This window comes from Bacillus sp. GZB, from assembly GCF_001975995.1.
Lineage (GTDB): Bacteria > Bacillota > Bacilli > Bacillales > Bacillaceae > Bacillus > Bacillus velezensis.
This window is the reverse complement of sequence record NZ_MTQG01000016.1, coordinates 919,079-931,597: the sequence shown is the minus strand read 5'-3', so window position 1 is coordinate 931,597 and position 12,519 is coordinate 919,079. Positions and strand designations below refer to the sequence as shown.

General features: G+C 46.5%; 12 protein-coding genes, 4 tRNA genes and 1 pseudogene. 14 read left to right on the top strand and 3 right to left on the bottom strand.

The annotated features are described in order from the left end of the window. Positions 1-10 precede the first annotated feature (10 nt). The gene (locus BXO87_RS10520) at positions 11-1,303 is read left to right on the top strand and encodes a glycosyltransferase family 4 protein (RefSeq protein ID WP_076851327.1); all 1,293 of its coding nucleotides are present in this window, start codon (positions 11-13) and stop codon (positions 1,301-1,303) included. Positions 1,304-1,358: 55 nt separating this feature from the next. Here the strand turns inward: BXO87_RS10520 and BXO87_RS21035 are convergent. Then, positions 1,359-1,607: pseudogene (locus BXO87_RS21035) on the bottom strand (hypothetical protein); the annotation flags it as partial. Between the two features lie 82 nt (positions 1,608-1,689). After that, a complete protein-coding gene (locus tag BXO87_RS10510) occupies positions 1,690-1,833 on the bottom strand; it encodes a YycC family protein (protein WP_014306172.1) in 144 nt (47 codons plus the stop codon). Between the two features lie 118 nt (positions 1,834-1,951). On the opposite strand from BXO87_RS10510, the gene BXO87_RS10505 reads away from it, so the two are divergent. Beyond that, on the top strand, positions 1,952-2,161 hold the full coding sequence (locus BXO87_RS10505) for a hypothetical protein (RefSeq protein ID WP_076851326.1): 210 nt from the start codon (positions 1,952-1,954) through the stop codon (positions 2,159-2,161). Positions 2,162-2,192: 31 nt separating this feature from the next. Here BXO87_RS10505 and BXO87_RS10500 read toward each other — a convergent pair whose 3' ends face one another. Then, positions 2,193-2,390: a DUF2188 domain-containing protein gene (locus BXO87_RS10500; protein ID WP_007407900.1), complete on the bottom strand. Its 198-nt coding sequence runs from the start codon at positions 2,388-2,390 to the stop codon at positions 2,193-2,195. Positions 2,391-2,559: 169 nt separating this feature from the next. Here BXO87_RS10500 and dnaB point away from each other — a divergent pair, with 169 nt between their 5' ends. The 12 genes from dnaB to BXO87_RS10435 all read left to right on the top strand — a co-directional run bounded on the left by dnaB (position 2,560) and on the right by BXO87_RS10435 (position 12,483). Further along, the gene (dnaB, locus tag BXO87_RS10495; protein ID WP_004393100.1) at positions 2,560-3,924 is read left to right on the top strand and encodes a replicative DNA helicase; all 1,365 of its coding nucleotides are present in this window, start codon (positions 2,560-2,562) and stop codon (positions 3,922-3,924) included. A gap of 117 nt (positions 3,925-4,041) precedes the next feature. Continuing rightward, the gene (locus tag BXO87_RS10490) at positions 4,042-4,455 is read left to right on the top strand and encodes a VOC family protein (protein WP_070082656.1); all 414 of its coding nucleotides are present in this window, start codon (positions 4,042-4,044) and stop codon (positions 4,453-4,455) included. A gap of 238 nt (positions 4,456-4,693) precedes the next feature. Continuing rightward, the gene (purA, locus tag BXO87_RS10485; RefSeq protein ID WP_004393102.1) at positions 4,694-5,986 is read left to right on the top strand and encodes an adenylosuccinate synthase; all 1,293 of its coding nucleotides are present in this window, start codon (positions 4,694-4,696) and stop codon (positions 5,984-5,986) included. Between the two features lie 202 nt (positions 5,987-6,188). Continuing rightward, positions 6,189-6,264, top strand: a tRNA-Lys gene (locus BXO87_RS10480). A gap of 8 nt (positions 6,265-6,272) precedes the next feature. Further along, positions 6,273-6,344: transfer RNA gene (locus BXO87_RS10475), tRNA-Glu, on the top strand. A gap of 84 nt (positions 6,345-6,428) precedes the next feature. Continuing rightward, a tRNA-Asp gene (locus BXO87_RS10470) sits at positions 6,429-6,505 on the top strand. Between the two features lie 36 nt (positions 6,506-6,541). After that, positions 6,542-6,614: transfer RNA gene (locus BXO87_RS10465), tRNA-Phe, on the top strand. A 336-nt stretch (positions 6,615-6,950) separates the two neighbouring features. Beyond that, positions 6,951-7,658, top strand: coding sequence for a cell wall metabolism DNA-binding response regulator WalR (walR, locus tag BXO87_RS10455; protein ID WP_004393104.1), 708 nt, complete (start codon positions 6,951-6,953; stop codon positions 7,656-7,658). Between the two features lie 6 nt (positions 7,659-7,664). Next, on the top strand, positions 7,665-9,500 hold the full coding sequence (gene walK / locus BXO87_RS10450) for a cell wall metabolism sensor histidine kinase WalK (protein WP_004393106.1): 1,836 nt from the start codon (positions 7,665-7,667) through the stop codon (positions 9,498-9,500). Then, the gene (gene yycH / locus BXO87_RS10445; protein WP_004393107.1) at positions 9,490-10,848 is read left to right on the top strand and encodes a two-component system activity regulator YycH; all 1,359 of its coding nucleotides are present in this window, start codon (positions 9,490-9,492) and stop codon (positions 10,846-10,848) included. Before walK ends, yycH begins: the two co-directional genes overlap by 11 nt. Continuing rightward, positions 10,835-11,674, top strand: coding sequence for a two-component system regulatory protein YycI (locus BXO87_RS10440; protein ID WP_004393108.1), 840 nt, complete (start codon positions 10,835-10,837; stop codon positions 11,672-11,674). The genes yycH and BXO87_RS10440 overlap by 14 nt, the downstream gene beginning before the upstream one ends. Positions 11,675-11,688: 14 nt before the next feature. Continuing rightward, positions 11,689-12,483 carry an MBL fold metallo-hydrolase gene (locus tag BXO87_RS10435; protein WP_004393110.1) on the top strand — a complete coding sequence of 265 codons (795 nt, stop codon included), beginning with the start codon at positions 11,689-11,691 and terminating at the stop codon, positions 12,481-12,483. Positions 12,484-12,519: the final 36 nt, after the last annotated feature.

Genomic DNA, 12,519 nt, shown 5'->3' with positions numbered 1-12,519 from the left:
GGGAGCGGATGTGAAAGAAGAGATCGGCAAGCCGAACGGTCTGGTGCCTCCAGCCTTATTGCGCGTCATGGATCAATTTTACGGGATCGAACATCAAAGTGAGCCGGAGATGCTGTATTCGTTCTGTGCGGAAGGAAAAAGCTCCCCCAAACGAAAAAAGCCATTGCGTATTCTGTACGCAACCTTTCTCCGTTACCCGAATGTCGGAGGGTTGGCGAGTTATATCACATCAATTAAGACCGGTTTTGAGCGCATCGGTCATCAGGCGGATGTCATCTCGCCGCTCCAAATGCCGCCAACTGTTTTTCAGGAAGATATCCCGCGGGCCGCTGACGAGATCAGAGCGTTACTTGTTGGCAGATACGGTGCCGCAAACGAAAAGTTTGTGAAGAATCTCAGCTATTTGCATGTCTTTCAAAGATTTTTGAAGGAGAAAGACTTAGAACAATATGACCTGTTTCACGCGCAGGATTTATTTGCGGTATTTTTGCTGGGATACCTTAATCAAACGTACCAGCGTCCTCTTTTTTTCACGCCGCACGGACATTTTACGAAAAGCCGGATGAAGTTTCATAAAATCCAAAAGGGTTCAATAGAAGAGGCATATTTCAGTGAAATAGAAAGGCAGGGTATTCGGGCTTCGGATAAAATCATTACAATCAGCGACTCCTTTCACGAGCCCTTGCTGGAGTACGGAGCGAAGGAGGCTCAGCTGACGACTGTTCATACCGGCATTGACATCCGGGATGCACCCGAGCCAAAACGTGCTGAAAAGCTCGTGATTGCGTGCGTTTCCCGTCTGACCGAGCGAAAAGGACATGATGTGCTGCTGGACGCTCTCGCCCGCATCCGGCACCATTTATCCGGAGTGGATATATGGATCATCGGAGACGGAAACATGAGAGGGTTTCTGGAAGAGAAGAGACGGAAACTGGGCCTCTCAAACGTGTTTTTCCTCGGAAAACGACATGATGTGCCGGCGCTTTTGGCTGAATCATCTATATTTGTCCTGCCGACATTGAATGATAATTTCCCCATAGCGATCATCGAAGCGATGTTCTCAGGTCAAGCCATTGTCGCAACTGACTGCGGAGGAATCCCTGAGATGATCCGGCATGAGGACACAGGGCTTATCTGTCAGCCCGGCAACAGCCGCGAACTTGCTGATGCCCTCGTAATGCTGATTACGGATCAGTCTCTCAGGGAACGGCTTGGAAAAGAAGCGCGCTCCTATGCCGTCCGGCATCTGCGTCAGGAACTGATGGTTTCAAAAATAGAAAGGATTTATCAATCATTTTTCTGAATGATACCGGCGCCGCATGGCAGGTGCTTCAAGAGCAAAATAAAGAGGCCGGCGTTTAACTATCCAGCCTCTTTCCGAGCTGTTTTTTCATCTCATACAGAGTCTGCTGGCTTTGTCCGCCCGGGCCGCCTGTCATTCCTCGCCGGGCTGAGCGTGTTTTTCCGGTGCTGTATCGGTCAGCTGAGATTTTTGTGCCGTTCTTTTTAATTCATGAGACAAGCTTTGTGTTGCCTGAATTGTTTCCGGATTATAAGAAATAGTTCACTTTTCCTTCGTCAACAAGTTGTTTCAGCTGTGAGACGGTTTTACCGAAATTTTCTTCACGGAAAAAAGAGACGGAAAGCCATCGCTTCCGCCTCCCGCACATATATATGAGAGAGCGGCCTTTATTTGTGATCGTTCTCTTTTTGAATTTCAGCTAATTTGGCAAGCAGAATGTGCTGAGGCATGTGCATGATTCTCTCAAGCGGCATATTCAGTGATTCTGCGAGCTTTTGCGCCGTTTCGGCGGAAATTTGCAGCGGTTTCATGTGATCACTCCTTCCGTTTCTTTATTGTACTAAAATCAGAAATCTATCGTAAGAGGATATGACAAAGGAATGGAGGTTTGAAAAGCGGGGCTTTATAACAGAATGGGGGAGGTTTTTTATGCAATCGCCATTGATGTTATTACAGCTGAAGCTGGCTGATTATCAGAAAAAAGCCGCAGAACTGCGGACAATTGACGAATTTATCATACTGAAACAGACATTGCAGGACATGATGAAAGTATTCGCCGCCTGTGAAGAATGGGAGCTGTATCAAAAAACGGCCGATCTCATAGCGCAGACGGTGCTGCACATCCGTTTCATCGAATAAGGAAAAGCCCTCGCTCGGGCGAAGGCTTTTCTTAAAAGGACCGTTCTTCTTCAATGTTTTTATGCTGATCATAAATGACAAGCTTAGACGGGCTGTTCTCTTTCGCCGTCTGCTCCGCTTTCTCGATCGCCGCGTCCTTTGATGTATAAAGAGCCGTCGGCGCCACATTTTCCACCTTCACAAACCATCCGTCCGCATCAACACTGGGTGTTACAGCATATGTTTTCATCCTTCTTACCTCCCGGTTTCGATTTATTTATTTGTTTCCCGGCATTCGGAACGGCAAAACACATAACCCTCTCCTCCAAATACAGGGAAAGTGATATTTTTCTATTCTTTTTCATGAGAAATGGTAAAATGGAGTTTGGATATTTTTTAAGGAGAGGACGGTGCTTAGCATGACAGACCTTCTGAATGATCGGCTGCCGCCGCAAAACATAGAAGCTGAGCAGGCCGTGTTAGGTGCTGTTTTTTTACAGCCGTCTGCGTTGACACTGGCTTCTGAAGTGTTGATTCCGGATGATTTCTACAGAATGTCACATCAAAAAATTTACAATGCCATGCTCGTGCTCGGAGACCGCGGTGAACCGGTTGATTTGGTCACGGTAACGTCAGAGCTTGCGAATACCGATTTGTTAGAAGAGGTGGGCGGCGTTTCTTACCTGACGGATATCGCGAATTCCGTTCCGACAGCGGCTAATATAGAATATTACGCGAAAATCGTTGAGGAAAAATCCATTCTCCGCCGTTTAATCAGAACGGCGACCTCAATCGCCCAAGACGGGTATACGCGCGAGGATGAAGTTGAAGATTTATTAAGCGATGCGGAAAAAACGATTATGGAGGTCGCGCAGCGAAAAAATTCGGGCGCCTTCCAAAATATTAAAGACGTGCTTGTGCAAACATACGACAACATTGAGCAGCTTCACAACCGGAAAGGCGATATTACCGGGATTCCGACCGGCTTTATCGAGCTTGACCGGATGACGGCGGGTTTTCAGCGGAATGATTTGATCATTGTCGCAGCCCGTCCGTCCGTGGGGAAAACGGCGTTTGCCTTAAATATTGCGCAAAACGTGGCCACCAAAACGGATGAGAGCGTCGCGATATTCAGTCTTGAGATGGGTGCCGAGCAGCTTGTCATGCGTATGCTCTGCGCTGAAGGGAATATTAACGCCCAAAATCTCAGAACGGGTAATCTGACGGAAGAAGATTGGGGCAAGCTGACGATGGCGATGGGAAGCCTGTCAAACAGCGGTATCTTTATAGATGACACCCCCGGCATCCGCGTCAGCGAAATCCGTTCAAAATGCCGCAGGCTGAAGCAGGAGAACGGATTGGGCATGATTTTAATTGACTACCTGCAGCTCATTCAGGGAAGCGGCCGTTCGAGCGACAACCGTCAGCAAGAGGTATCGGAAATTTCACGGGCGCTAAAAGCGCTGGCGCGGGAGCTCGAAGTCCCGGTCATCGCCCTGTCTCAGCTCTCCCGGGGTGTTGAGCAGCGGCAGGATAAACGTCCGATGATGTCAGATATCCGTGAGTCGGGAAGTATTGAGCAGGATGCCGACATCGTCGCCTTCCTGTATCGTGATGATTACTATGATAAAGAATCCGAAAACAAAAACATCATCGAAATCATTATCGCCAAACAGCGTAACGGCCCGGTGGGCACCGTCTCACTGGCTTTTGTGAAAGAATACAATAAGTTCGTAAACCTGGAAAGGCGCTTTGATGACGGCGGTGTTCCGGCAGGTGCGTAAAGCCTCAAGCAATGTCTTGAGGCTTTTTTTCATCCGAAAGAATGAGAGAATGCCGTCCGTTCGGCAGACGAAAAAAAGAAAGCGCTTTTATATAATGGCATTAAGGGAGGGATGATGATGACAATTGAATTTCCGCAATTCCAAGCGGCGCAAATCCGGATTGCCCGGCCGACCGGACAGCTCAAAGAAATCATCAGGTTTTATGAAGAAGGCCTCGGATTGAAGAGAATCGGCAGTTTTTCCGGACATGAGGGCTACAGCGGCGTCATGTTCGGCCTGCCGCATACGCAATATCACTTAGAATTCACCGAAGAAACCGGCTCGTCTCAGCCGGCGCCCGTTCCGCACGGCGACAGCCTGCTTGTCTTTTACATCCCTGATCAGCAGGAGGTCATTCGCATCAGCACGAAATTAAAGCAGATGGGATATGAGGAGAAAGAATCCGAAAATCCGTACTGGGAAGAAAAAGGCGTGACCATCGAAGATCCTGACGGCTGGCGGATCGTCCTGATGAATACAAGCGGAATATAAATGACTGTCTGAAGAACCTGGGATACGGGTTCTTTTTCATGTTAAAGTATGAAAGTTTCGGGAGTAATAGATAGCAAATGAAAGAGAAAACGCTTTTAATCAGGTTTAAGGCGAACAAATATAGAAAAATAAGATTTAAACGTTCGGATTTACGATTGACTTTCTGTTTCGGCACTGATACACTTAATTTGTTTGAATGAGATATCGTTTTGAAAGGTTAACGGAGGTGCACGGATATATGTCTTCAGTAGTCGTAGTAGGTACGCAGTGGGGCGATGAAGGAAAAGGTAAAATTACAGATTTCCTATCAGAAAATGCAGAAGTGATCGCACGTTATCAAGGCGGAAACAATGCAGGACATACCATCAAGTTTGATGGCGTCACGTACAAGCTTCATTTAATCCCATCAGGAATTTTTTATAAAGAAAAAGCGTGTGTCATCGGGAACGGAATGGTTGTTGATCCGAAAGCGCTCGTAACGGAGCTTGCGTATCTTCATGAACGCAATGTGAGCACGGATAACTTGAGAATCAGCAACAGAGCCCACGTCATTCTTCCATACCATCTGAAACTGGATGAAGTAGAGGAAGAACGCAAAGGGGCCAACAAGATCGGCACAACGAAAAAAGGCATCGGACCTGCTTATATGGACAAAGCGGCGCGGATCGGCATCCGGATCGCAGACCTGCTAGATCGTGACGTGTTTGCAGAAAAGCTTGAACGGAACCTTGAAGAGAAAAACCGTCTGCTGGAAAAAATGTATGAAACGGAAGGCTTCAAAATTGAAGATATTCTGGATGAGTATTATGAATACGGCCAGCAGATTAAAAAGTATGTATGCGATACATCCGTCGTTCTGAATGACGCGCTGGATGAAGGCCGCCGCGTTTTATTTGAAGGCGCTCAAGGGGTTATGCTTGATATCGACCAAGGGACATACCCGTTTGTCACTTCATCCAACCCGGTCGCCGGAGGGGTGACGATCGGTTCAGGCGTAGGCCCGACAAAAATTCAGCACGTCGTCGGTGTATCGAAAGCGTACACAACCCGTGTCGGTGACGGTCCTTTCCCGACTGAGCTGAAAGACGAAATCGGGGATCAAATCCGTGAAGTCGGACGCGAATACGGCACAACGACAGGACGCCCTCGCCGTGTCGGCTGGTTTGACAGCGTTGTTGTCCGCCACGCCCGCCGCGTCAGCGGAATCACAGATCTTTCTTTGAACTCAATTGATGTGCTGACTGGCATTGAAACGCTGAAGATCTGTGTCGCTTACCGCTACAAAGGTGAAGTGATTGAAGAATTCCCGGCAAGCCTGAAAGCCCTCGCTGAGTGTGAACCGGTATATGAAGAAATGCCTGGCTGGACGGAAGATATCACAGGCGCAAAAACATTGAGCGATCTTCCTGAAAATGCGCGCCATTATTTGGAACGCGTATCTCAGCTGACAGGTATTCCGCTTTCTATTTTCTCTGTCGGTCCCGACCGTTCACAAACGAACGTCATCCGCAGCGTATACCGCGCTAACTAAGAATTTGCAGCAAACAAGCCTCCGGTCACGGAGGCTTGTTTTTTTATGTAGGAAAAAAATAATAGATTTTTTTCAAAAAAGTAGTTGCCACTTTCGAATGTTCTATGATATTATAAATCTCGTTGTTACGGAACAGCTTCAATAGAGTACTGCAAGAAAGCTTTTGTCTCAATGCTCTATGATACATAATCCGACACATCAAGAGCCATTAGCTCAGTTGGTAGAGCATCTGACTTTTAATCAGAGGGTCGAAGGTTCGAGTCCTTCATGGCTCACCACTTTTTATGGCCCGTTGGTCAAGCGGTTAAGACACCGCCCTTTCACGGCGGTAACACGGGTTCGAATCCCGTACGGGTCATTGATTTACTTTAGCGTTATTGCTAACTCCTTATTTGTCCTCGGAGGGCCGCCACGATACGGTTCTCCGGACAAATTACTGTAAGGTCCGGTAGTTCAGTTGGTTAGAATGCCTGCCTGTCACGCAGGAGGTCGCGGGTTCGAGTCCCGTCCGGACCGCCATTTTACTTTACTTTATAGTATAGAAAAGAAACATCTGGCTCGGTAGCTCAGTTGGTAGAGCAACGGACTGAAAATCCGTGTGTCGGCGGTTCGATTCCGTCCCGAGCCACTTACCCAAACGCATCTGCAATAGTAGGTGCGTTTTTTCTTTTGTTATAAAAAAGGGAGAGCCGGCTTTTCAGCCGGCCCAGAAGAAGACGTCAAACACTAGACGGCGTTTTTTTTCGTGAGGTTTCAAAAAAATATTATTTTTTAAAAGAAAATAAAAAACATGACAAAAGGATGGCAGTTCAATACGTTTTTGCGCTGTTCTCTTTAATTTTTTTATCTTTTGACCTGAAACCGTTATAATAGACGGGGAACGTTTTTCACGATGCGAATTGTGATCATCATGAAACATCAATAGATGAAATGAAGTCATTCTGGCAGGAGGAAAATCAAGATGATGGATAAGAAAATCCTTGTAGTCGATGATGAAAAACCGATTGCAGATATATTAGAGTTTAATTTAAGAAAAGAAGGCTATGACGTGCATTGTGCGTACGACGGAAACGAAGCCGTGGAAATGGTGGAGGAGCTTCAGCCTGATTTAATTCTTTTAGATATTATGCTTCCGAATAAAGACGGAGTTGAAGTGTGCCGGGAAGTCCGGAAAAAATATGATATGCCGATTATTATGCTGACGGCAAAAGACTCGGAGATTGACAAGGTCATCGGGCTTGAAATCGGAGCGGATGACTATGTCACGAAGCCTTTCAGCACGCGTGAGCTTCTGGCCCGCGTCAAAGCGAACCTGCGCCGCCAGCTTACGGTTGCGCCGGCTGAGGAAGAATCAGCTTCTAATGACATTCATATCGGTTCTCTCGTCATCTTCCCTGACGCTTATGTCGTATCAAAAAGAGAAGAAACGATCGAGCTGACTCATCGTGAGTTTGAATTGCTTCATTACTTAGCCAAACATATCGGACAGGTCATGACGCGTGAGCATCTGCTGCAGACTGTGTGGGGCTATGACTATTTCGGTGACGTGAGAACGGTGGATGTAACAGTGCGCCGTCTCCGTGAGAAAATCGAGGATAATCCGAGCCATCCGAACTGGATCGTCACAAGACGGGGTGTCGGTTATTACTTGAGAAATCCTGAACAGGACTAACCGGCGATGAATAAGGTTGGTTTTTTTCGGTCGATTCAGTTTAAGATCACGCTGATCTATGTGCTTCTCATTATCATCGCCATGCAGATTATCGGCGTGTACTTTGTGAAACAGGTGGAGAATTCTCTTCTCAAGTCCTATGAATTATCGTTAAATCAGCGGATTGACAATCTTTCCTATTATATTGAGCAGGAATATAAAGGAGATAATGACAGCACCGTCATTAAAGATGACGTCAAACGGATTTTGAATGATTTTACGAAAAACAATGAAATACGGGAGATTACATTTGTTGATAAAAGCTATGAGGTCGTCGGTTCTTCGAGGCCTTATGGCGAGGAAATAGCGGGGAAACAGACGACTGACCCGATTTTTAAACGGATTTTCTCAACAAAACAGGCCTATTCAAAAAAATATTATGATCCTAAAAGCAAAAACAGAGTGCTGATTTCAGCAAAACCTGTCGTCACAGAGAATCAGGAAGTTGTCGGCGCGATTTATGTCGTGGCCAGTATGGAAGATACCTTTAACCAGATGAAAACCGTCAACTCGATTCTTGCTTCAGGAACAGGCTTAGCCCTTGTTCTGACGGCCCTTCTCGGTATATTTCTCGCCCGCACCATCACCCATCCGCTGTCGGATATGCGGAAGCAGGCGATGGAACTGGCAAAAGGGAATTTCTCCAGAAAGGTGCGGAAATACGGGCATGATGAAATCGGTCAGCTCGCAACGACGTTCAACCATCTGACGAGAGAGCTTGAAGATGCCCAAGCCATGACGGAAGGGGAGAGAAGAAAGCTTTCTTCCGTTATCGCGTATATGACGGACGGTGTCATCGCTACGAATCGCAATGGAGCTATTATTCTTTTAAACAGCCCTGCGCTTGAGCTGCTGAATGTTTCACGTGAAACGGCTTTAGAGATGCCGATTACGTCTTTATTGGGCATAAAAGAGAACTTTACATTTGAGGATTTAGTAGAACAGCAGGATTCAATGCTGCTGGAGATCGAACGTGACGATGAAACGACTGTACTGCGGGTGAATTTTTCCGTTATTCAGAGAGAGCACGGAAAAATCGACGGTTTAATCGCGGTTCTTTATGATGTCACCGAACAGGAAAAACTCGATCGGGAACGCAGAGAGTTCGTTGCCAACGTGTCTCATGAGCTGCGGACACCGCTGACGACCATGCGAAGCTATTTAGAGGCGCTTGCAGAGGGCGCGTGGGAAAACAAAGATATCGCTCCGCGTTTCTTAATGGTGACCCAAAATGAGACTGAGCGCATGATCAGATTGGTGAACGACCTGCTTCAGCTTTCTAAATTCGACAGCAAAGATTATCAGTTTAATCGGGAGTGGATTCATATGATCCGCTTTATGTCACTGATTATCGATCGTTTCGAAATGACGAAAGAACAGCATGTTGAATTTATCCGCGAGCTTCCGGACAGAAATCTGTACGTGGAGATTGATCAGGATAAAGTGACGCAGGTTCTCGATAATATCATTTCTAACGCACTGAAATACTCACCGGAAGGCGGGCATGTCACTTTCTCAGTCGATGTGAACGAGAAAGAAGAGCTGCTTTATATCAGCGTAAAAGATGAAGGTATCGGCATTCCGAAAAAAGATGTGGAAAAAGTCTTTGACCGTTTCTACAGAGTGGATAAAGCGCGCACGAGAAAACTCGGCGGCACCGGGCTCGGCCTTGCGATTGCAAAAGAGATGGTTCAGGCGCACGGCGGAGACATTTGGGCCGACAGTGTAGAAGGCAAAGGAACGAAGATTACATTTACTCTTCCATATAAAGAAGAGCAAGAGGATGATTGGGATGAGGCGTGAAAATATAAAAACAGTCATACTGTCAGTGCTGGTCGTCATTAGTCTTGTTTTAACATGGGGAATTTGGACATTCCAGCCCAATTTTTCAGAAGGCACGGCCTCAACCAAATCGACTGTCCGGGAAAAGCATAAAATTGATAAAACGAGCCAAAAAGTGTCGCAAACGGTAAAACCCCGGGATATGTTTATTCATACAAACGGCTCTCATTATAAAGTGGATGATGAGACGCTCTTTAATGACCTGTGGGCGGATTTGCCGCAATGGGAAGTAAAAGGGATGAAGGATATTTCCGATCAATACGACAAGCTCGGTTTTAAAAATTGGCTTTACGGCAGAAACGGCAATTCGGCAAAGCTCGATCTGCAATTCAATGACACCATTCCGATTGATTTCTTCCAATCGATGTTTAAATGGTCGAATCCGTCAATGGAATACAGCTCATTTGACCATATTGTCATTCCGTTTAATGAGAATAAGACGAATAAGAAGATTTACATGGTCTCATACAGCAAGCAGCTGATTTTGGAAGTGACTGTGGAATCGGCGAATTACCGCAATCTGATGAATGAGCTGTACAGCAAAAAGTCGAGTATGCCGTTATACCACCTCTATTCGGTCGGAAAAAGCAAAGAATTTCTCATGCCGAATGCGCGGTTTAATATGAAGGAAAAAGAATTTATCACTGAAACCATTAAGACGAACCTGTTTAAGCAGACGCTTTTTAATGATCCGAGCACGGTCAGAGAGGACCCGAATTACAATCGGAATGTGCTGACTGACGGAATCAGCCGTCTGGAAATCAATTCGACACAGCGGCAGATTCAATTCCAGCATCGGAACCTGGCACAAAGCGCTTCTTACCAAACGGGTGAGCTGATTAAGAAAAGCTATAAATATTTAGAGGATACGGGAAGCTGGACGGATCATTATCAATTTTTCAATGTGAGTGATAACCAGCAGCTGAGTTTCTACATGTTTAAAGACCAAATGCCTGTGATCAACAGCACGTCTAAGCCTTTCGGATCCGGACCTGTTTTGACCCTGCAATGGGCCAATGACGAGGTTCTCAGCTACAAGCGGCCGAACTATGTTCTCGGGCCGAATCCGATTAAAACAAAAGACGTAAAAATGATGAACGGCAATGAGGTTGTGTCTCTGCTGGAGCAGCAGGATAAATACGACGTGAACAAAATCGACCAGATCTTCCTGTCCTATCAAATGGTCTCTTCGTCAACGAATGATCTCGTTGAACTGGAACCCGTCTGGAGTATGAAAATCAACGGGAAGATCGTCCCGATTACGAAAGATCTGCTGGGGAAGGAGGAGGACGATAATGGAGTGGAATAAGACAAAAACGATCTTCATCATTGCCTTCCTCATCCTCGATATTTTTCTCGGCTATCAGTTTTTTGAAAAACGCTCGAGCAGTGAATACGAAGTGATTAAAAATTCAAACGTGGAAAAAGACATGGAGATGGATCATATCACATTTGGCAACCTGTCTTCTGATTCCGCGACGGGCTACCGGCTGACGGCGGGCCAAAAAGTATTTACCGCTGAAGATATTGATGCTTTGAAGGATCAAAAGCCGTTAATGGAAATGCCGGCGGATGATCACAAGGTCACAACGCTGAAAATGAAATTTACCGATCCGGTCGGTTTATCGAAGCAAAAACCGCAGGAGGATGCGGAATCGCTCGTCAGCTCTAAAGTAACCGGCGGTGAAAAATATAAACTGTGGAAAGTCGACAAGGATCAAAAACAGATCATTTTTTACCAGACGTATGACGGACAGTTTATTTATCAGGATTTTGACTCGTCCACGGATGCGATCGGACAGGTGATTCTGCATCTGAACGATAAAAACCAGGTCGTATCCTACGAGCAGACCATGCTGGAGTCATTCAAGCGAATCCAGACCGAGAGCCTGATTCCTGAGCTTGATGCGGTCGAATTATTGTATTCTCAAAATTACTTAAAAGCGAATTGCGCCGTTAAAAGCGTCAAGTTCGGCTATATTGCCCAATACCCGCTGACAAGTACGCAGGTGCTGGCGCCGGTATGGAGAATTACAATTGAAGATAAGTCAAAAGGGACGAAGAAAAAGACACAGCAAACGTACACTGTGAATGCATTGGAAAGCACAGTCATTGATAACAATCAAAATAAATAATGGAGTGAGACACAATGGGCTTGCAATTTAGCGTGCTTGCGAGCGGGAGTACCGGAAACGCGTTTTATCTGGAGACAGAGGAGCACTCTTTTCTGGTGGATGCCGGCCTGAGCGGTAAAGCGATGGACGGGCTGATGGAGAGAATCGGCCGTAAGATAGACGACGTCGACGGCATCTTTGTCACTCACGAGCACAGCGACCATATTAAAGGGCTCGGCGTCATTGCGAGAAAGTACGGTCTACCCGTCTACGCCAATGAAAAGACGTGGAAAGCGATGGAGAATCAGATCGGCAAGCTGGATACCGGACAAAAGTTTTTGTTCCCGATGGAAAGCGTGAAATCTTTCGGCGGGCTTGATGTTGAGTCATTCGGCGTCTCTCATGACGCGGCCGAGCCGATGTTTTACGTTTTCCACTACCAAGGCAGAAAGCTCGCGCTGATGACGGACACCGGATATGTGAGCGACAGAATGAAAGGCATCATCCGTTCGGCCAATGTGTTTGTGTTTGAAAGCAACCATGACGTCGGCATGCTGCAAATGGGCAGATACCCTTGGAGCATTAAGCGGCGGATTTTAAGCGATGTCGGCCACGTCTCGAATGAAGATGCGGCGCTCGCCATGACTGATGTCATCGGCGACGGCACATCGCGCATCTATTTGGCGCATCTGAGCCAAGACAACAATATGAAGGAACTGGCGAGAATGTCCGTGCAGCAGACATTGGCTGCGAAAGGATTTGTCGCCGGGGAAACGTTTCAGTTATTTGATACCGATCCGAAAATTCCGACGCCGCTGTGCGCCGTGTAATTTTTCCAAATGAATCATGATTATTAATCCGCGATC

What these genes read in the sequence shown, in the direction of transcription:
- BXO87_RS10510 (WP_014306172.1), bottom strand. Translation starts at nt 1,833, where the DNA reads ATGAAACCGCTGCAAATTTCCGCCGAAACGGCGCAAAAGCTCGCAGAA.
- BXO87_RS10505 (WP_076851326.1), top strand. Translation starts at nt 1,952, where the DNA reads ATGCAATCGCCATTGATGTTATTACAGCTGAAGCTGGCTGATTATCAG.
- BXO87_RS10500 (WP_007407900.1), bottom strand. Translation starts at nt 2,390, where the DNA reads ATGAAAACATATGCTGTAACACCCAGTGTTGATGCGGACGGATGGTTT.
- dnaB (WP_004393100.1), top strand. Translation starts at nt 2,560, where the DNA reads ATGACAGACCTTCTGAATGATCGGCTGCCGCCGCAAAACATAGAAGCT.
- BXO87_RS10490 (WP_070082656.1), top strand. Translation starts at nt 4,042, where the DNA reads ATGACAATTGAATTTCCGCAATTCCAAGCGGCGCAAATCCGGATTGCC.
- purA (WP_004393102.1), top strand. Translation starts at nt 4,694, where the DNA reads ATGTCTTCAGTAGTCGTAGTAGGTACGCAGTGGGGCGATGAAGGAAAA.
- walR (WP_004393104.1), top strand. Translation starts at nt 6,951, where the DNA reads ATGGATAAGAAAATCCTTGTAGTCGATGATGAAAAACCGATTGCAGAT.
- walK (WP_004393106.1), top strand. Translation starts at nt 7,665, where the DNA reads ATGAATAAGGTTGGTTTTTTTCGGTCGATTCAGTTTAAGATCACGCTG.
- yycH (WP_004393107.1), top strand. Translation starts at nt 9,490, where the DNA reads ATGAGGCGTGAAAATATAAAAACAGTCATACTGTCAGTGCTGGTCGTC.
- BXO87_RS10440 (WP_004393108.1), top strand. Translation starts at nt 10,835, where the DNA reads ATGGAGTGGAATAAGACAAAAACGATCTTCATCATTGCCTTCCTCATC.
- BXO87_RS10435 (WP_004393110.1), top strand. Translation starts at nt 11,689, where the DNA reads ATGGGCTTGCAATTTAGCGTGCTTGCGAGCGGGAGTACCGGAAACGCG.